This is a genomic window from Leptospira ainazelensis (genome assembly GCF_016918785.1).
Taxonomy (GTDB): Bacteria; Spirochaetota; Leptospiria; order Leptospirales; family Leptospiraceae; genus Leptospira; species Leptospira ainazelensis.
On record NZ_JAFFPT010000071.1, the window covers coordinates 72,177 to 89,383 of the forward strand.

Annotated in this window: 14 protein-coding genes; 4 read left to right on the plus strand and 10 right to left on the minus strand. The window is 43.6% G+C overall.

Annotation, left to right across the window (positions count from 1 at the left end; genetic code table 11):
* Nucleotides 1-92 precede the first annotated feature (92 nt).
* The gene (locus JWG44_RS16095; RefSeq protein WP_205276024.1) at nt 93-1,415 is read left to right on the plus strand and encodes an O-antigen ligase family protein; all 1,323 of its coding nucleotides are present in this window, start codon (nt 93-95) and stop codon (nt 1,413-1,415) included.
* Here the strand turns inward: JWG44_RS16095 and JWG44_RS16100 are convergent.
* The 8 genes from JWG44_RS16100 to rpmB are packed head-to-tail and all read right to left on the minus strand — an operon-like array spanning nt 1,406 to nt 11,329.
* On the minus strand, nt 1,406-3,184 hold the full coding sequence (locus tag JWG44_RS16100) for a phospholipase D-like domain-containing protein (RefSeq protein WP_205276025.1): 1,779 nt from the start codon (nt 3,182-3,184) through the stop codon (nt 1,406-1,408). The genes JWG44_RS16095 and JWG44_RS16100 overlap by 10 nt on opposite strands.
* On the minus strand, nt 3,181-4,593 hold the full coding sequence (locus JWG44_RS16105; RefSeq protein WP_205276026.1) for an LA_2168 family protein: 1,413 nt from the start codon (nt 4,591-4,593) through the stop codon (nt 3,181-3,183). The genes JWG44_RS16100 and JWG44_RS16105 overlap by 4 nt, the downstream gene beginning before the upstream one ends.
* Entirely contained in the window at nt 4,590-7,601 is a 3,012-nt protein-coding gene (locus JWG44_RS16110) for an LIC11755 family lipoprotein (protein ID WP_205276027.1), read from the minus strand. The genes JWG44_RS16105 and JWG44_RS16110 overlap by 4 nt, the downstream gene beginning before the upstream one ends.
* Nucleotides 7,602-7,661: 60 nt before the next feature.
* The gene (gene uvrC / locus JWG44_RS16115) at nt 7,662-9,491 is read right to left on the minus strand and encodes an excinuclease ABC subunit UvrC (protein WP_205276028.1); all 1,830 of its coding nucleotides are present in this window, start codon (nt 9,489-9,491) and stop codon (nt 7,662-7,664) included.
* A 29-nt stretch (nt 9,492-9,520) separates the two neighbouring features.
* Entirely contained in the window at nt 9,521-9,961 is a 441-nt protein-coding gene (locus tag JWG44_RS16120) for a peptide chain release factor family protein (protein ID WP_205276029.1), read from the minus strand.
* 8 nt (nt 9,962-9,969) lie between these two features.
* Entirely contained in the window at nt 9,970-10,392 is a 423-nt protein-coding gene (locus JWG44_RS16125) for an acyl-CoA thioesterase (protein ID WP_205276030.1), read from the minus strand.
* A 6-nt stretch (nt 10,393-10,398) separates the two neighbouring features.
* Nucleotides 10,399-11,097 (minus strand): endonuclease III, encoded by a 699-nt coding sequence (gene nth, locus JWG44_RS16130; RefSeq protein ID WP_205276031.1) that lies wholly within the window; start codon nt 11,095-11,097, stop codon nt 10,399-10,401.
* The gene (gene rpmB / locus JWG44_RS16135) at nt 11,045-11,329 is read right to left on the minus strand and encodes a 50S ribosomal protein L28 (RefSeq protein WP_069607250.1); all 285 of its coding nucleotides are present in this window, start codon (nt 11,327-11,329) and stop codon (nt 11,045-11,047) included. Before rpmB ends, nth begins: the two co-directional genes overlap by 53 nt.
* Nucleotides 11,330-11,475: 146 nt before the next feature.
* Here rpmB and JWG44_RS16140 point away from each other — a divergent pair, with 146 nt between their 5' ends.
* On the plus strand, nt 11,476-12,519 hold the full coding sequence (locus tag JWG44_RS16140) for a hypothetical protein (RefSeq protein ID WP_205276032.1): 1,044 nt from the start codon (nt 11,476-11,478) through the stop codon (nt 12,517-12,519).
* A gap of 116 nt (nt 12,520-12,635) precedes the next feature.
* On the opposite strand, the gene JWG44_RS16145 is transcribed toward JWG44_RS16140, so the two are convergent.
* On the minus strand, nt 12,636-13,751 hold the full coding sequence (locus tag JWG44_RS16145; protein WP_205276033.1) for a pyridoxal phosphate-dependent aminotransferase: 1,116 nt from the start codon (nt 13,749-13,751) through the stop codon (nt 12,636-12,638).
* Complete coding sequence (locus tag JWG44_RS16150; protein WP_205276034.1) at nt 13,751-14,116, minus strand: hypothetical protein; 366 nt, start codon at nt 14,114-14,116, stop codon at nt 13,751-13,753. The genes JWG44_RS16145 and JWG44_RS16150 overlap by 1 nt, the downstream gene beginning before the upstream one ends.
* Before the next feature lie 101 nt (nt 14,117-14,217).
* Between JWG44_RS16150 and JWG44_RS16155 the strand changes: the two genes are divergently transcribed.
* The gene (locus JWG44_RS16155; RefSeq protein ID WP_205276035.1) at nt 14,218-15,984 is read left to right on the plus strand and encodes a phospho-sugar mutase; all 1,767 of its coding nucleotides are present in this window, start codon (nt 14,218-14,220) and stop codon (nt 15,982-15,984) included.
* Nucleotides 15,981-17,201, plus strand: coding sequence for an aspartate aminotransferase family protein (locus JWG44_RS16160; protein WP_205276036.1), 1,221 nt, complete (start codon nt 15,981-15,983; stop codon nt 17,199-17,201). The genes JWG44_RS16155 and JWG44_RS16160 overlap by 4 nt, the downstream gene beginning before the upstream one ends.
* The last annotated feature ends 6 nt before the right edge of the window (nt 17,202-17,207 follow it).

Genomic DNA, 17,207 nt, shown 5'->3' on the forward strand with positions numbered 1-17,207 from the left:
TACCGGAATCCTCTGTATCAATCGATTGAAAGAAATTATCGAATTTACAATTCCTAGCTTACAGAAAACCTGGGTTCAATCGATTAGAGAAGATGCCCGAACGTCTTAGAAAAATCACTCTTTTTTTATTCTGCGCAAGCATTGTAACAATCGGAGTCTCCGTCTCACTCAGTCAGGGATTTCTTGTCCTGGCTTTTGTATCCTCCTTATTTTCATCCAAAACAAAAGGTTTTTGGAAGGAGCCCGTCATCACGATCGCACTCGCTTTTTTTGTTTGGTATCTGATCGACTTTTGCGTTCATGCTATGGGAGAAGAAAGTGTTTCTCGTTATGCGAAAACCGCATTCAACGCGGAACTCAAAGATATCTTTCTTTTCAGCGGTTTAATCGTAGCGTGGAATCTAAAAAAGGAAGAATTTCCGGCGGTATATCGAGCCTTACAGATTCTTTTTTGGGTGCTCTTGGTTACGGGACTTGTCTCCAGCTTTTCTTCGGTTCGTCTTTCCAGACTGATCAGCGATCTATATAGAGAGTCTTCGAACTGGAAGTTTACACACCCTATGGGTCAGATCGGAAAACTTCCCCTATATCTTCCGATCGGCTTGATGAACACACACCTAACGTTCGGCGGCCTTCTCCAATTTTTCTTTCCTCTTCCTTTGTTTCTTTTTTTAAAACCGCTCTTTAACCAAAACTGGAAAGAAGCCTTACTCAAAGGATTGATTCTTATTGTTTTCCTCTACGTAGTTTTTCTAAACAACGCGCGTTCTTCGATGATCGGCGCTCTCTTTTCTTCTTTTACCGCATTTTTGGTGTTAGGTCCTTTGCGTAAAGAATTGCCGACCGCCAAAATTCTGATCGCATCCGCAGGTGTTTTGTTTCTTTTGCTCTTACTCGGAATCGGACTTTCTTTTACGGAAGCGGGACAAAAGATCACGGATCCAATCTTCGGGAAAGAAAAACATACCGACGCAGGAAGAACGTTTATCTGGGATTCCACCTTTCCTTTGATTCAGGAAAATCCAATGTTCGGAGTAGGTCCTGGAAATTACAACCGAGAGATTGAAAAATCCAGAATCGCACATTCCGAAAAATACAGAGAGCTCTATTACTTTTATGAAACCACACAAAGAGGCCACGCTCACAACGACTACTTTCATCTCTTTGCGGTTTTCGGTTTTCCGGCGATCTTTCTTTTTATCGCATTAGGAACCGGTTTGTATCATAAGCTTCTTTCCAGTTCTTTACCTTACGAAAGATCCTTATATTTTTTCGGGCTCTCGGGATTTTTTCTTTCCGGTCTTTTTCAGTGTTACTTCCAAGACGACGAAGTTGTGATTCTATTTTGGATCTTGAGCGGCTTTTTTCTCAGGACATCCAAAGAAGAATCCGATTCTCCGTCGATTCAGTATTGATAACAAAAAGAACCCGATTCCTTTCTTCTTTGAATCGGCGTTTTTTCTTCGGGAAGTTTTTGAGTCGTCAATTCGCTGACTCTAAAAGAAAGGATTTCGTTTATCAATTCCGTATATTCGGTTCCTTTTTTGCTCCGTTCGTGAAAACAAAACGAATAAAAAGCAGATTCAAATTCCAAAAAGATCATTCCTTCGTTTAACAAAGCCGGAATGTTTAGGAAGGAACCGATTCGATTCCAAACAACGAGAGCCGGTCCCTCTCCTCTCTGATAGTAAAAAACGCGGAGCGGATTTTCGATAAAAAAAAGGGAATCCGGTAAAAGTAAATTCCCCGAGTTTACGGAAAAAAGATCCGGCATAAAAAGGAAGACCGGTTTCAAACCGAAATTCGGCTTATTTGTTTCAGTGTCCCCGCTCTCGCGGAGGAGGAATCCGTTTTTGCTAAGGAGCCTCGAGTTCCGGCGAAAGTTCGGAGTTTTTACCGGATGATTTGTTTTTCTTCCGGTAAACCCGCTACTACCCGAGGAAAAATCGCTCACGGTTTTGCAACGTTCTCCCGGATCGAAATCGTATTCTAAAATCGACTTTAGAAAAGCGGATCCCGATTCAAGATAAAGGGATTCTTCATTTTCGAAAGTTTCTCTACAGAGATTTTGTTCGATCCCGTTGGGAAGTGAATCCTCAGAATAACGAAAGCCGATCGGGTTTATGCTAACATTCTGTTTCGGAAAAGAAGATGGATAGGGAATCGACTGTTGCAAAACACGATTCCATTCTTCTTTAAATTCCCTGAGTAGATACGAATCGTTTGTCCTAAATAAAATCTCACGGTTATTATCCCTCGCGCTCACCGAAAAATTAAAAGAACCGCTCAAAAGGGTCGTCTCGTCCAATATCATCGTTTTATGATGGAGTAAACCGCCTTTTCCAAAAGAATCCGTCGAAACGTTTTCGTCGTTTCCATCACCTAAAATTTTAGAATCGGGTTGTATCAAAACGTTCGCGAGAAACTTTCCTTCCCCGTCCACCGGAGTGTCATAGACGCCTTGGACTACAACTCCTTTACGATCCGCTAAGGAAAGACGGGAACTCAAGACCGAATCAAAATGATCAAAGATCAAATATCGGATCGAATTTTTTGTCTTATCTACTTCTCTTAACAAAAGATTCTGAATCAACCTTCCTTTGTCCGGAGAAATATAAAACAGAAAAGGAGGAATAGCAAGGCTCGGAAATCTTGGATCCTCTTCTAAAAACGAATAAAAATCCGAAATTTCAGTTTCAAAAAGTGAAAACAACAGATAACCGTTAAGATCGTTCTCCAACCCGTACCAGGTAAAATTTCCGGAACCCAGAAACACTTCTTTTCGATCGATTATGAGTATTTTAGAATGTTGTAAACCCGATCGTTCCCATCTTCTAAAAAGTCCGAGCCGAACCAAATCGTCCGGATACACTTTTTCAGGGTCCGCGACAATCTGCAATCGAACTCCTCTTTTCTCGGCTCGGACTAAAGCCTCTAAAATTTCGGGATCGTCAAAAGAATAGATCCACAGATCGATCGAATGATCCGCTTCCTCGATCAAACTTAAAATTTGATCCCTCACGTTTCGTTTTTTAGAATTCGAAACATAACGGCCCGGAAAGGAAAAATAAGCTTCCAGACTGCGCGGCCGAGTCGGGTTTACCCAAAATAGATTCGGATCCTCGGGATGCCCACAACCGAAAAAAAGGAAAAGAATCGCAAAAAGAGAAAAATAAGTTTTCATAAAACAACTCCGGATTGGACCTGAAAGAAAAATTCTCTCTGAGCCGTTTGTGGATCACTCATCCAACCTCCCAGAGTCAACTTCAAAAAGGAAAGCGGAACCCTTTCCTCTTCCGTGGGAAAAAAAAGAGTAGTTTGGAAAAACGACTCTCGAAAATATCCATTCTGAAAAGAGTCTCTGGAGAGAGTCAAAGCTCCCGAACACCCCGCGTTTTCTCGAAGAAAAAAGTAAGATGCGAGATAAAATCGCAATCGCATCATGGATTCCTTATATTCTAAATTGATTCCGGACCAAGCCGATTGCCTTTTCCCGGAGAGAAGAGAAAACTGTTTTTCGAGACCTTTCTCCGTTACCCAGGCGGAAGGATAAAAATCCAGGCTTTGATTGGTCGCAAACACCGGAGAAGGATTGGATCCGATTCCCACAAAACCCAATTCTAAAATTTCCCCGTTTTCTTTGCGTCGATCGCGGTCCGGAAGAAAACCGAAGGTTTCCAATTTCCAGCGTGAATTTTCAAAACCAAAGGATACGAGAATCGCTTCCCCCGTGATCGGAATGTTTCCGGAATTCCGAATTCGGTTCCAGCCCGTTTTGTCTTGTCCTTTCGCAAGAATACCCGAGAGAAAACAAAAGAAGCCGTTCCACTTCCAATTCAAATCGATCGTAGAATGTGTAAGATAATCCCGATCCCCCGAAGAATTCGAGCTTACCGCAAGATCGTCTCCGTATCTTCCCCAATTCTGAAAGTTTAGATATTGAAACCGAACCCCCGCTTCTAAGAACCAGAGAGCGTATCGATAGCCGACGCCTCCCCGATATCGATTTCGAAACGAGTCCGAATTCGAGTCGACGTTAGAGATTTCGTCTAACGAGAAGGACTGATCCTTTTTTGTATTCCGAATCGTTTCTCGAAAGGAATTCTTTTCAAAAAGCTGATATCCCGAATAAAAATCGAAAAGATCGATACGAACGTTTCCCCATTCTTTAAAGTTCGCTCGAACCACGATTCCATCGGTTCCGTCAGCCCAATCCCGAAAGGAGGAATGTTTTCCTTCCTCCGAAATTCTGCCGAGAGCGAGTGAAAGTTTTGCATTCTTAAGTTCAAAGAAAAGATCTCTTCCTGCGTAAAAACGAATCTTGGATTCGGAGGAAACAAAACCGTCGGCTTGGATTTTTAGATTCCAGTGTTTTGAGCCGTAATTTTCATCCAGACCTGCGTGAAACAAAGACTCGTTGATTCTCAATTCTTTGTAGGTTTTTTCGTTCCGATTCTCGGAAGAATTTTGAATCTCTCTTCCTGAGCCGAGTCCCCAAGCAAACCAAGAAATCTGTTTCCACCCTGAATTCTTCTCCGCCGCAAAAAGAGGAGAGACCATAAGGAATACGGAATATACTAAGAATCGTTTCATGGCAGATCCTTCTTCTTAACCTCGTAGTCGAAGATGGAATCGCCGAACCGATTTTCTTTGAGAAGAATGAGATCGCCCGCCTCCGCTTCGATCACGAATGGATAGGGCGAATATTGATTTCCGTAACTATGAACGTGAACAAGAGTTTGTTGAATTTCCTGAAATAAATCCAAACCTTCATTTTTGGAGATTCCGTTCCCGATCGTATTTGTCTTCTCGATCGTATAAATTTTACGAAAATTTTCAGTATAAAACGGAACGGATTCGTTTTTAAAAGTCGGAGAAAGAACATAACCGCATTCATCCGGTTGCAAAAATCGATCGTTAAAAATCCAACCGTAAAGATCCGAATTGTATGTTCCCCAACCGGGCGGGCTTAAAGTTCCGAATCGAACCGAATATTCCACAAGACGGTCGGAGGAAGAGCTGTCTCGGATTTCGAGATTTTGCACGTCCACAGCCTCAGATCCGCGATTACAGATCACAAACCATTCGTTCGTGGAAAGAATCGGATTTGGATAAACGGCCGAAATCAAAATCGAAGAAGAACCCGGAATTAGTATAAGATCCTCTCCTTCCACCGGAATCAGATACCTCAATGAATCTTTTGGAATATTCCATAACTCGAATATATTTTTATTTACCTGGGACCAAAAACTCAAAAATTCCCCGACGATCGAGCTTTCTGAAAAACTCGGCTGAAAGCTGAAAATTTGAATTCCACTCGATACAAGCCCTGCTTCTTTGGGAAGATTCCAGCTCAAATGCGGATCGAGTCCCGATGGATTTGCTGATGTTTCTCTAAAAAGAAAGGGGAAGGTTCGATTGGCAAAACCTGGACTCGCCTCGGTTTGAGAACAGCTCGACTTTCGCTCGGACAAATCGGACAAGGCGCTGTTTTTCCACAAAGAGGTTCCGGCAACGGTCCGCATCCTGGAAGCGGATCTTCTGACCTTTTGCGAAGTAGAGTTGATTCCCGGTCCTTGCGCGTTCCATACGACCTCGTCCTCGATGGAATTTTTATCCAAGGAAAGAATCCGAATTCTTCCCGAAGAACCAAGACTCAGTTCCGGCAAAAGCCAAGTGTCCACATTCGGAAAACAAACGAGTTGGGACGCAGAGAATACGTTTTTTCCGGCCGAAAGAGAAACTAAAAAACGGTAACTTTTTGCTCCGGAAAGAACCTCCAAAATTTTGCCCGTTGAATTTAAGGAATCCAATTCCAGAAAACGATCGCCGCTTACGGCAACGCCGCCGTCGTAAGAACCCATCCAAGAAAGTTCGGAAAGTTCCGCGTGGACGTTTTTATAAGAATCATCCGTTTCGGATTTAGCTCCCGGGTTCATAAAATGAAAATTTTGAATGGAAGCGGAAAAAGCATCGGATCTCAAACTTGGATGCGGGATCCAAATTCCGTTTCGAAACAAAAGAGAAAGGACCAAACCGTTTTTCTTTTGAAGAATCGGAGTCTCCTCGCTTTTTTGCGAAAGAAGGATTTTCTTTTTCAAAAATCGATCCTTTAAAAAAAACTCGGCTCCGAATTTCAAATCGGAAAGATCGTTCCGGGAAAGAAGGATCCGTTTTTGGATCCAGTCCCGTCTGCCCAGAGTCAAAATCGAATTCGGCTCTATTAGTTCTTCATCCAACCAGATCGGAGATTCTTTTCCTTCGATCTCGACGGACAATCGATTCGGATTACAGTTTCTATTTCCTGAATATTCCAAATCCAGAAACTTCTGATTTCCGTCCGTCTTTTCGCCTAAAAAAAGACCGCTGAAGTTGGCCTCTTCCAATTGGAATTTTTCCAGTTCACAAAACGAAGTTTTTTCGAAATCGTCCTGGTTTCCGGCGACACCGGGACTCATACAAAGTCGGTCCGATCCTTCCAAAAATCCTGGTTTGGCGCAAAGGGAGTAAAAATTTCCTTCACTCGAATAAAATTTTTCCCCTTCTTGAAAACTACTTTCTCGATTGGAAATCGGGATCTGACCGGAGGCAGTTTTTAGAAACCAATCTCCTTTTTTTTTGAGTTCCGCCCAAGGAAAACCGGGGAGCTCAGTTCCCGGAAGAGTACTTTCGGATTCGATTCGAAGAATCGTTTCCCCCGGAATCAAAAACGCGTTTCCTTCTTGCATCGAAAATTCTTTCTCGTTGATCTCCAATCGCAGGTCTTGAAAACAAATCGTTTGTCCGGAAGGATTTTGAAATTCCAGAAATCTTCCCGTCGATGCATTGGTCCCTCCGAAAACCTCCGATAGTTCAGGAATTTTTTTCTGACAAAGAACCAAAACCTCCGAGTTCTTTTTTTGAATTTCCAAAAAGAAATCCGAAAGAATGGAAACATCTCCCGGAATTTCAAGAACCAAACTGTTAAATGCCCGCGTTCTGTTATGAGAATGGAACAAAATTTTCATTCTTCCTGGACCCGCTAAAACGCTAAACCCGACAAAGGCATTTGGAGAATGAGGTCGTAAAAGTGAGTTTTCGGAAAAGATGGAAAGAAGATTCGTTTTCGAAAAGGAAACTTTTTTGAAGGATCGATCCAAACCCGGATCTCCGGAAAGAATCAACCAGTCCTCGTCCCAATCCGAAAGCAGATCCCTGTTGAGTTCCACTTTCAGTTTTCCGTTTCCGAGTTCGGAGAATCTAAATTCTTCCGATTCGGTTCTTCCTTCCGGATTTTCGTTCCAGAATTTTAGAATATTCTGAATTTCTAATTCTACATTTTTTTCCGGGTCCGGAAAACAGACCGAAATACCGTATACAAAATCGGTGCCCGCGAACAAACACGCGACCCCATGCGCGGATCGAATTTTTACTCCGGGTGAAAGCCATTCTTTGAGATTGGGTTTTGGAATTTCCCGACCGCTCCAGTAGGCGGGGTCATAGAAAAGTTTGAATTCTCCGGGATGCGCGATCGGCATCAGAAAGGCGGAATTTCCCTTTCCCCGGCAGGACGTAAAAAGGATCAGAGATAGTAACGTCGTAAAGACGGATATGAGTTTCATGTTTCCCTCCGTCTTCAACGGTTCCGGGAAACATTCGTGCGGATGGAATTTTAGATTTTTTTATTCTTTTTTTTGCAGTTGTTTCAAAATTTTTTCGGCCAGGTTTTCCCCGATTCCGGGAACTCCGAGAAGTTCTTCCTTCGTAGCTTCTTCGATCTTTTTTTCTCCGGAGAAATGTTGCAGGAGAAGTTTGCTTCTTTTGAGTCCGATGTCCGGAACATCCTGAATCAAAGCGCGCATCGTTTCCTTATTTCTACGCGTCCTGTGATGTGTAACACCGAATCGGTGAGCTTCGTCCCGAAGATGTCGGAGCAGCCTCATTCCGGGAGAATTCATATCAAAGATAAACGGTTCGTTGTCTCCGGGAAAAAAAATTTCTTCCCTTTTTTTCGCAAGACCCACCATCGGAATTCCTTCGGCGCCCGCTTCGACCGCGGCTTCGCAGGCCTTGGTCAACTGAGTCGGACCTCCGTCGATCACGATCAGATCCGGGAAAACACCTTCTTCGTTTACGATCCTTTGGAGACGTCTCGAGATCACCTCGTGCATCATACCGGGATCGTTGATTCCCTCGTATCCGCGCATATTATACTTTCTGTATCCTTGTTTAAAAGGTTTGCCTTCCACAAACATAACCCCGCTCGCGACGGGTTGGGAACCTTGAAAGTGACTGATATCGTAACATTCGATGATATGAGGAGGACGTTCGAGCGAGAACATCTCCTGGATTTCCTTTAAAGAAGCGGTTTGGTCCCGGTAATGGGTCGCGAGTAGACGTTCGGTAAGACTGAGCTCCGCATTCTTCTCCGCAATTTTCAAAAGAGAACGTTTGTCTCCTGTACGAGGAGACTTGAGCTTCGGTCGAAACCCGGTTTTCTCCTGTAGGACGTCGATCACCGCGGAAACTTCCTCTTGGATATCGGTCGGAACAAAGATCACGGGTGGAACCAAGGCGGCGTTCAAATAATAGTCTCGGAAAAAAGCTCCGAGGATTTCCGATTCTTCCGCATCCAAAACCCCTTGGATCGGAAACGACTTTTTGGTTTCGAGTCTTCCGCCCCTGACTTCGAGAAGAATCACCTGTCCTTCGTCTTCCTTTCTTGCAAAACCGATCACGTCCTCGTCTCCGCCGTCGGTGCTGACCACGGTTTGTTTTTCCCGGAAGTTTTGAATCCTCTGGAGCATGTCCCGATAACGGGCCGCCTTTTCAAATTCAAGACGTTCGGAAGAAGAATTCATCTTGGTACTCAGATCTCCGACGAGAGAATCCTTTTTTCCTTCTAAGAATTGAATCACCTGATCGACTATGATTTTATATTCTTCTACGGAAACCGTTCCTTGACAGGGGCCGAGACAACGACCCATATCGAAATTCAAACACGGTCTTCTGGGTTTTGGAAGAGGAAGGACCTGTCTTGTTTTACGGATGGGAAAAATTCTAAGAATGATGTCTAACGTTTCGCGAGTGGAACGAACGTCCGAATACGGACCGAAATAACGGTCTCCGTTGTCCCTGAGCTTTCGCGTAACGTAGACCATCGGGAACGGTTCGGAAAGAGAAACGCAGATATAAGGATATTTTTTATCGTCCTTGAGACGAACGTTAAAACGAGGATTGTGTTTTTTGATCAGAGTCGCTTCGAGGATCAGCGCTTCTTTTTCGGTTCGTGTCGCGATCCAGTCTAGATCGAAAATTTCTCTTTGGAGAGCGCGGGTCTTGATATCCGGATGAAATTCTTTGAGATAATTGCGGACTCTTTTGTCTAAATTTTTCGCCTTACCTACATACAAAACCTCGCCTCTTCTAGATTTCCAAAGATAACACCCCGGAGAAGCGCCCAAGTTTTTGATCTTTTCCAAAATCAGAGTGTGGTTTAGAATTTCGGCCATATTCGGATATACGTTAGACTTTTAGAATTTCAATCCAGAGTTTCATCTTGAATCTCTTCTTCAAAAGATTCTTCCGCGACCGGAAGAATGGAAGGAAAATTTTGTCCTTTTCTGGAATACTTTTCCTTCTTTCGTTTCGCATCCTTTTGTCTGTTCCGAATCGCCTTTTTTTGAACTTCTGAAATTGTTGAACTCGCTTTTTGTTTTTGTTCTACGATTCTTTCGCAAAGAATCGCTCGGGCTTTATAACGATTGAGTCCCTGGGTTCTATAAAGCGAACATTTGATTTCGATTCCGCTGGGTTTGTGTTTGAGATGAACCGCGGTGGAAACCTTGTTTACGTTTTGTCCGCCCTTTCCGCCGCTTCTCGTAAAACTTTCTTCTAAATCGTTCTCTTTTATCTGAAGAGCCTCCATCAATTCGGAGAGTTTTTGTTCTTTTTCTACGGAGACGGGAAATCGAGGAGCCATAAAAACAATTACTTCAGATCCTGAAGTTCGAAATGATCTCTAAAATACGGAAAGGGTTTTCCATTTTCATCCAAACAGACATAGGTGATCTTACAATCGATGATCTCTTTTAATTCTTTACGACTCTGGCTTTTTCCGATCGAAGTGTTTCGAATCGTGATGGAACTGTTCCCCACCTTTTCGATTTTGGAGAAGATTTGAATGATATCTCCTAAAAGACCCGGACTTTTGAAAACGACGTCAGCCATACTCACCGTAACGATGTTCGAATAACGAATCTTTTCCATGACAAACATCGCACAACCCTCGTCGATCCAAGCGAGCATCTGTCCCCCGAAAAGAAATCCGTGCTGATTGAGATCCCTCGACATCACGATGTGTTGGGTCGCGAGTTCCATTCCTTCCAATTTTTGATCGATAAATACTTCCATATTCTTCTAAGCTCCGTTGACAAACGAGGACGAGGGACATTCTTTTTTTAAAATACATTCTTCGCAAAATCGGCGATGTGCCTTACAACTTTTTCTTCCGAGGAAAATCAAATACAAGGAAATATCTCTCCAATACTTTTTGGGAAGAAGATTCATGAGATCTTTTTCCACTTGAACGGGATCGCTTTTTTTGCTCAGTCCCAAAACTTTCGCGATTCGATTGACGTGTGTATCGACTACGATCCCTTCCACGAGTCCGTGAACCTCGGATAAAACGACGTTTGCGGTCTTTCTTCCAAAACCGGGAAGAGAAATCAATTCGGCGATCGTATTCGGAATTTTTCCGCGGAAGTCGTTTAACAATTTCCGTGCAAATCCCTGAATCGACTTCGCCTTGTTATGATAAAAACCCGTGGAGAAGATCAGCCTTTCGATCTCCAAAATATCCGCGTTGGCAAATGATTCTAATGTGGGAAACGTTTTGAAAAGAGCGGGAGTGACTTGATTGACGCGTTCATCCGTGCACTGAGCGCTGAGGATTACGGCGATTGCGAGTTCGTAGTCTTTTTGAAAATGAAGAGGTGTGGCGACCTCCCCGAATTCTTTTCTGAGAAGAGAAAAGATTCGGGAAAACCACTTGAGGAAAGAAGAGTCAGGCTGTTTTTGGAGCTGACTTCTGGATTCCTGCGTATTTTTTCGGAGCAAGAACGCCCAAGGATCCGCCGTTATCTTTGATGGCGGCCTTAATTCCTTTTTTTCTCAGAGTGCGGAGCGCTCTGGTAGAAAGACGAACTGTAACCCAACGGTTCTCGTCTTCCAAAAAGATTCTTTTTTTGATAAGATTCACCTTCCAGGTTCTTCTTGTCTTAATGTGGGAATGGGAAACATTGTTTCCGGAGGCGGTGCCCTTCCCGGTTACTTCACATCTTCTGGCCATAGTAAGGACATAATCGATTGGCGCCTTTCTCTGTCAACCTTTCCGCCGATTTTCTGGCGTTTAAGAAGGATTTTGAATGACTTTTTCCTTTTTGAGTGGAGAATCTCAGAGCCTTTCAAAAGCTCTACCTGGCAACCTTTCTATTCATGTTTCGTCTCGCCTTTACAAAATTACAACTCCAGATCGATCGTATCTGGAACGTCAATATCCTTCCCTTCTTTCAGAGCAAAAGGGTCCTTGCACAACAGAGACTTCAACCGATTCTCAGCGAAGAATACAAAAAAGAAACGATCGTAAATCAAAAGGATTTGGAAAATCTTTTGGGTCAAACCCATCTCTTTCGAGAGAATGGAATTCCAACCCGATTTCAAACCGAGGTCGAAATCAAAAGTAAGGCCTTTGCCGGAGGAAAACAAAAGATCGAAGTTACTGAAAAACTCAATCCTAAGATTTCCAACCGGACAAAGTTTCTTTTTTGGAAACTTTTAAAAAACGGACTTCATTTTTTCAGCGGAAAACCTTGGAGAAAACTTTTTTCCAAAGAAGAATCCGGTTCTACGTTAGTCGCAACAGACCCGGATCTGCTCAGCGCCGCGGCGCCCCATCCTTATCGGTTGTATCTTCATTCTTTGATTCTTTGGGATGAACTTTTTCCCTGGGAAGAATGGAAGGAAAAACTTCCATCCTCTTGGATCCCTTTTGGCATCGGGAAAAAAATCAAAATCCGTTTTGTCGCGGCCCGTGTTTCTTCTTTTTCCAAACAGGAATTTTATGAAGAATCCTATTCTCCCGAACTTGCATTTTGTGATCTCTACGCCCAAGGATATCTTCGGGAAACCTCCGATAAAAATGTGGATCTGGAACATCCGGAATCGTATTATCTAGGGACTCTCATTCCTTCCAAATTAGAACGAAAGAATCTCCCGCTTTGGTTAAAGGAGCGCAACCTTCTTCCGAATCCGTTTCAGTGGAAAAGTTCTTCCAGAGAACAAATTTTCAAAGTTTTTCAAAAAGAAATTCGGTTTCGGATTCAGTTGGAAGAATTCGAACCCTTGGTTTCGGATTTTATACAGGCAGGTGGAAAACAATATTCTCTGCAAGGACCACATCTCAGGGCTAGATTTTTCCAAAGGGCCATTTTCACCTATCATCCGATGCAACTCACAAATCGAGTTTTTCACAATTTTTGATTTTTTTGATTGGGAAAGAATTTTAAAATTCTTCTCAAAACCATCCATCCAGACCCTCGAACGTTTCCATTTGAAATTTTAGCTTTTTGCAGAAGACACGGATTTTGTAGGAGCTATTACAACCTCAGCTTCTTCCAGCGATCGATCCCCGAACGAAATCGTTCCACGGTTTCGCCAAAACCGATTCGAATCCAGCCTTCCGTTTCGAAATCCTTTCCAGGAAGAACAAAAACGTCGCACTGTTCGATCAGAGCGTCCGCATATTCCGCAGAAACGATCCCATCCTGAAGAGGCACAAAAGAAACAACACCTCCACCGGGAGGAGTAAACCCGTCAAGTCCGGGAACCTCCCTCCAAACACTTTCAAAATATTGAATATTTTCTAAGATCGAGTTTTTAATCCGAGCCGAAAGACGAATTCTATTTTTTAGAATCTGGAGCGTTAGAAATTCCGAAATCGGAGAAACCGTATGCGTTAGATAGTCTTTGAAGGATCTCGCTTTTGCAATCAGATCCTTGGGGCCTATCATCCAACCGATTCGAAGTCCCATCACTCCAAAACACTTTGTGATCGAACCCGTGGAAACGGCTCGTTCGTTCAAACCGGCCCCGCTCCAACTCAAGTCATTTTGAAAATCCAAAAAACGATAGTGTTCGTCAAAAAGAATCCAACCCGGTGTTTTAAAAGCGGCGTCTTGAACGGTTTCGATTCCTTCCGCATCCAAAGAAAGACCGCTCGGATTTTGAGGATGATTGAAAATCGTAAGATCCGCGTTTTTCGAAAACAATTCTAAGATAGAATTTCGAGACAAAAAAGAATTCGGATTTTTTCGAAGACTATCCAAAAGGGAAACGGATCGGAGTTCCGCTCCAATCATCCTTGGGATTTCATACAACGCTTGGAACGCCGGTTCAAAGTAGGCGATTGAAGATTTTTTTTTACAGAGAAGATAAAAAAGAATGTAGAGGGCCTCTCCGGTCCCGGTCGTGATCAAAACTTGATCGGCTTGTATCCCAGGATAAAGTTTGGCGACCTCTTCTCGAAGTTCCAGATCACCTTGGTTGGGTGAATCTTCCAAGGAAATCGAAGCGAGGTCATCAAAACCGATTCCTAAAGTCCGGAGCAATTCTCCAAAACTGATATTTCGAATTCCACTTTCTCCTAAATTACATCCTGTGGTCTTTCGATACTTTTCGAGCCTTTCTTCGATCCAGAATTCTCTCGGTTCCATCAAGAGACAAGGGTAAGAATGGCCCCTCCCAAAAGAAATAGAATTGCAAAAAATCCAAAAGAAATCTGAAGCCAAAAATGGATTTTCAAACTGCGCAACCCAATTCTTAAATAATCTAAATCCTCTCCTTTGGTTTCGGCGATCCTCTTAAAAGAAATCCCCGCGCTATAACTCCAGATTCCGATCAAAAGAAATAAAATTCCGGGAACAAGATACAGGATCAGTCTGCCCATATCGTTTGAGACAAAGGCTGAAAAAAAAGAGACTCCGGAAAGACAGAAAAAAGAGAGAGACGCGATCTTGAGGGCCTTGCTCAAACTCAAAAATTCTCTGTTTTCATCTTGGTTGAATTCGTAAGATTCCATACTTTTAGAATCGGCTAAAATTAGGGTTGAACCTCAGGGAAACCCGATTTTTATGAATTTAATCCTCTTAAAAAAAAGTCACTCGGAATCTTTTTATAACTATGAATCATCCTGAATCCTTGATCCTTTCCTGGACAAAAGATCCATTCTCCTCCGCAGCTCGCAAAGAAGCAACGGCCGCTCTTGAAAAATTCAAAAAGGGAGAATCGGGTCTCGAAGTCGAAGCATTTTCAGTTCCTCTTGAATTCGGGACAGGAGGAATGCGAGGTCGTCTCGGAAACGGAATCGGAAGAATGAACGAATATACGGTCGGTCGCGCAGCCCTCGGCTTCGTCGGTTATCTCGCAAAGAAAAACAAAAAGGCATCCATCGTAATCGCCTACGATTCCAGAAGAAGGTCCCAAGAATTTGCCGAAGTCACTGCGGGAATCGCCGCTTCCTTGGGTGTGAAGGTAGTTCTTTTTAAGGAAGTAACTCCGACCCCTCTTCTTTCCTATGCGATCCGTTATTACAAAGCAAGCGGCGGCGTGGTTATCACGGCCTCCCATAACCCTCCCGATTACAACGGATTTAAGGCCTATCTCGCCGACGGAGGACAACTCGTTCCTCCCGATGACAAAAAGATCATTTCTCAGATCGAATCCATAAACGATTGGAATCAAGTCTCCATTCTTTCTCCAAAGGACGCGGCTTACAAAAAGTTCGTAAAACCTGCGGGCAAGGATTGTTTTACCTCCTACAAAAAGGAACTCGCAAAGGCGGGAATTCTTTCTCCTAACTTAAAAACAAAGGATCGTTCCTCTTTGAAGGTCGTCTATTCTCCGTTACACGGAACAGGCGGAAAATCGATGAAGGAACTTCTCAACGGTTTCGGCTACAAAAACGTATTCTTAGTCCCCGAGCAGAAAGATCCGGACGGTGAATTTCCTACCGTAAAGTTTCCCAATCCGGAAGAACCGGAAGCGATGGAACTTTCCCGTAAATTCGCAATCTCCAAAGACGCTCACGCTTTTATCGCGACCGACCCCGACGCGGATCGTCTCGGAATCGGAGTTAAAAACGGCAAAGGGAATTACGTCCTCCTCAACGGAAATCAGATCGGTTCGATCATGGCGGCCTATCTCTGTGAACGTTATGCGGCATCTAAAAAGAAAAAGAAAAAAGCAGTTCTTGTCAAAACGATCGTCACAACGGATCTGCAGGAAATCATCGCGAAAAAAAACAAGGTAAAATATAAGAACGTCCTTACCGGTTTTAAATTCATCGCGCAGGTGATGGCAAAACTCGACAAAAGCAAAACCGATTTCTTTTTATTCGGAGGGGAAGAATCCTTCGGTTATCTTCCGGTTTCTTTTGTGAGAGACAAGGACTCTCTTTCCTCGGCGCTCCTTCTTCTCGAAATTCTTACCGAAAAAAAAGATCTTCTCGCCTATATGGATGAGATTTATCTTCGGTACGGCCTCTTCCAAGAAAGTCTCAAATCCCTGACCTTGGAAGGAAGCGCTGGAAAGGAAAAGATCCAAAAATCTTTGGAATCGCTGAAAACGAGCGATCTTTTGGGAAAACGGATTCACCAAAGAAAAATCGTTGGTATTCTGGATTACAAAACGCAGACTGCAAAAGGAAGCGCTTCTAAATCCGCGTTTTCCGGTTGTCCATCCTCGGACGTAATCCAAGTGATTCTCGAAGACAACGCGAAACTTACCATTCGACCTTCCGGCACGGAACCTAAGATCAAGATCTATTCTTCCTTTCAAAGTTTGATCGCTCCGAAAACCAAGGAAGAGATTCAAACACTAACGGACGGTCTTCTTTCCGAGATCCAGGCCTCCGAAGAAATATTTTTAAAATTGGCAGGGCTTACATGAACGACACGGAAATTCAAAAGGAACTTTTTCAACATACCAAGGAATTGGCCGAACACTATCTGATCAATACCTATGCCAGATACAACGTCGCGTTTCGTTACGGAGTCAACGAACTCCTTTTTGACTACGACAACAAACAATACATCGACTTTCACTCCGGTGTCGCCGTCACAAATTTAGGACACGCGGATCCGGACATCATCGAGGTAGTCCGTAACCAAGCTGACAAACTTTTTCACACTTCCAATCTCTTCTACTCCGAGGAGGCCGCGAAACTCGCGGAACTTCTGATTCTCAATTCTTTTCCGGGAAAGGTCTTTCTAACAAACTCCGGAACCGAAGCGATCGAAGGCGCTTTTAAACTCGCGCGGAAATACGCCTATTCCAAAAATATCGAAGATCCGATCATTCTTTCCCTTGAAAAAAGTTTTCACGGAAGATCCGTTTCCGGGATGAGTTTGACCGGACAGGATAAGATCAGAAAAGGTTACGGTGAACTTCTCAAAGGAATCGAATTTGTCGAACCTAACAACGACGAGATGCTCGTCTCCGCGTTTGAAAGATATCAAGGAAGAATCGTAGCTCTTCTCGTGGAACCGATCCTCGGTGAAAGCGGTATCATACCGCTGACAAAAAACTTTCTCACACTTTCCAGAGAATTGACCGCGGAAAACGACGCGTTACTCATCTTTGACGAAATCCAAACGGGAATGGGAAGAACGGGCACGTTATTTGCGTTTGAAACTCTGGGTTTTAGTCCGGATGCGATGACCCTCGCAAAAGGACTCGGCTCCGGTTTTCCAATCGGCGCACTGATCGTCGGCGAGAGATACCAGGATCTTTTTACACTGGGATCTCACGGTTCCACGTTCGGCGGTAACCACCTCGCCGCGGCGGTCGCGTATGAAACCATTCGAATTATCCAGACAAGAGAAATTTTAAACAACGTAAACGTTTGTTCGGACGTTGCGTTTTCCAGACTGATCGAGATGAAAGGAAAGTATCCTGTGATCCAAGACGTCAGAGGAAAGGGACTTCATATCGGGGTGGAATTGGCGATTCCATCCAGACCGGTCGCGGAAGCGATGTTGGAAGCCGGACTCGTAGTCAACGCAACGGCGGATAACGTGATCCGAATCATGCCTCCTCTTACGATTTCCACGGACTTCTTAAATCAAGGTCTGGATATTTTCGAATCCGTAATCAAACAAAACTAACAAGGA

Excerpts from the sequence above, each read along its gene's own strand:
- JWG44_RS16095 (WP_205276024.1), top strand. The coding sequence starts at position 93 with ATGCCCGAACGTCTTAGAAAAATCACTCTTTTTTTATTCTGCGCAAGC.
- JWG44_RS16100 (WP_205276025.1), bottom strand. The coding sequence starts at position 3,184 with ATGAAAACTTATTTTTCTCTTTTTGCGATTCTTTTCCTTTTTTTCGGT.
- JWG44_RS16105 (WP_205276026.1), bottom strand. The coding sequence starts at position 4,593 with ATGAAACGATTCTTAGTATATTCCGTATTCCTTATGGTCTCTCCTCTT.
- JWG44_RS16110 (WP_205276027.1), bottom strand. The coding sequence starts at position 7,601 with ATGAAACTCATATCCGTCTTTACGACGTTACTATCTCTGATCCTTTTT.
- uvrC (WP_205276028.1), bottom strand. The coding sequence starts at position 9,491 with ATGGCCGAAATTCTAAACCACACTCTGATTTTGGAAAAGATCAAAAAC.
- JWG44_RS16120 (WP_205276029.1), bottom strand. The coding sequence starts at position 9,961 with ATGGCTCCTCGATTTCCCGTCTCCGTAGAAAAAGAACAAAAACTCTCC.
- JWG44_RS16125 (WP_205276030.1), bottom strand. The coding sequence starts at position 10,392 with ATGGAAGTATTTATCGATCAAAAATTGGAAGGAATGGAACTCGCGACC.
- rpmB (WP_069607250.1), bottom strand. The coding sequence starts at position 11,329 with ATGGCCAGAAGATGTGAAGTAACCGGGAAGGGCACCGCCTCCGGAAAC.
- JWG44_RS16140 (WP_205276032.1), top strand. The coding sequence starts at position 11,476 with ATGTTTCGTCTCGCCTTTACAAAATTACAACTCCAGATCGATCGTATC.
- JWG44_RS16145 (WP_205276033.1), bottom strand. The coding sequence starts at position 13,751 with ATGGAACCGAGAGAATTCTGGATCGAAGAAAGGCTCGAAAAGTATCGA.
- JWG44_RS16150 (WP_205276034.1), bottom strand. The coding sequence starts at position 14,116 with ATGGAATCTTACGAATTCAACCAAGATGAAAACAGAGAATTTTTGAGT.
- JWG44_RS16155 (WP_205276035.1), top strand. The coding sequence starts at position 14,218 with ATGAATCATCCTGAATCCTTGATCCTTTCCTGGACAAAAGATCCATTC.
- JWG44_RS16160 (WP_205276036.1), top strand. The coding sequence starts at position 15,981 with ATGAACGACACGGAAATTCAAAAGGAACTTTTTCAACATACCAAGGAA.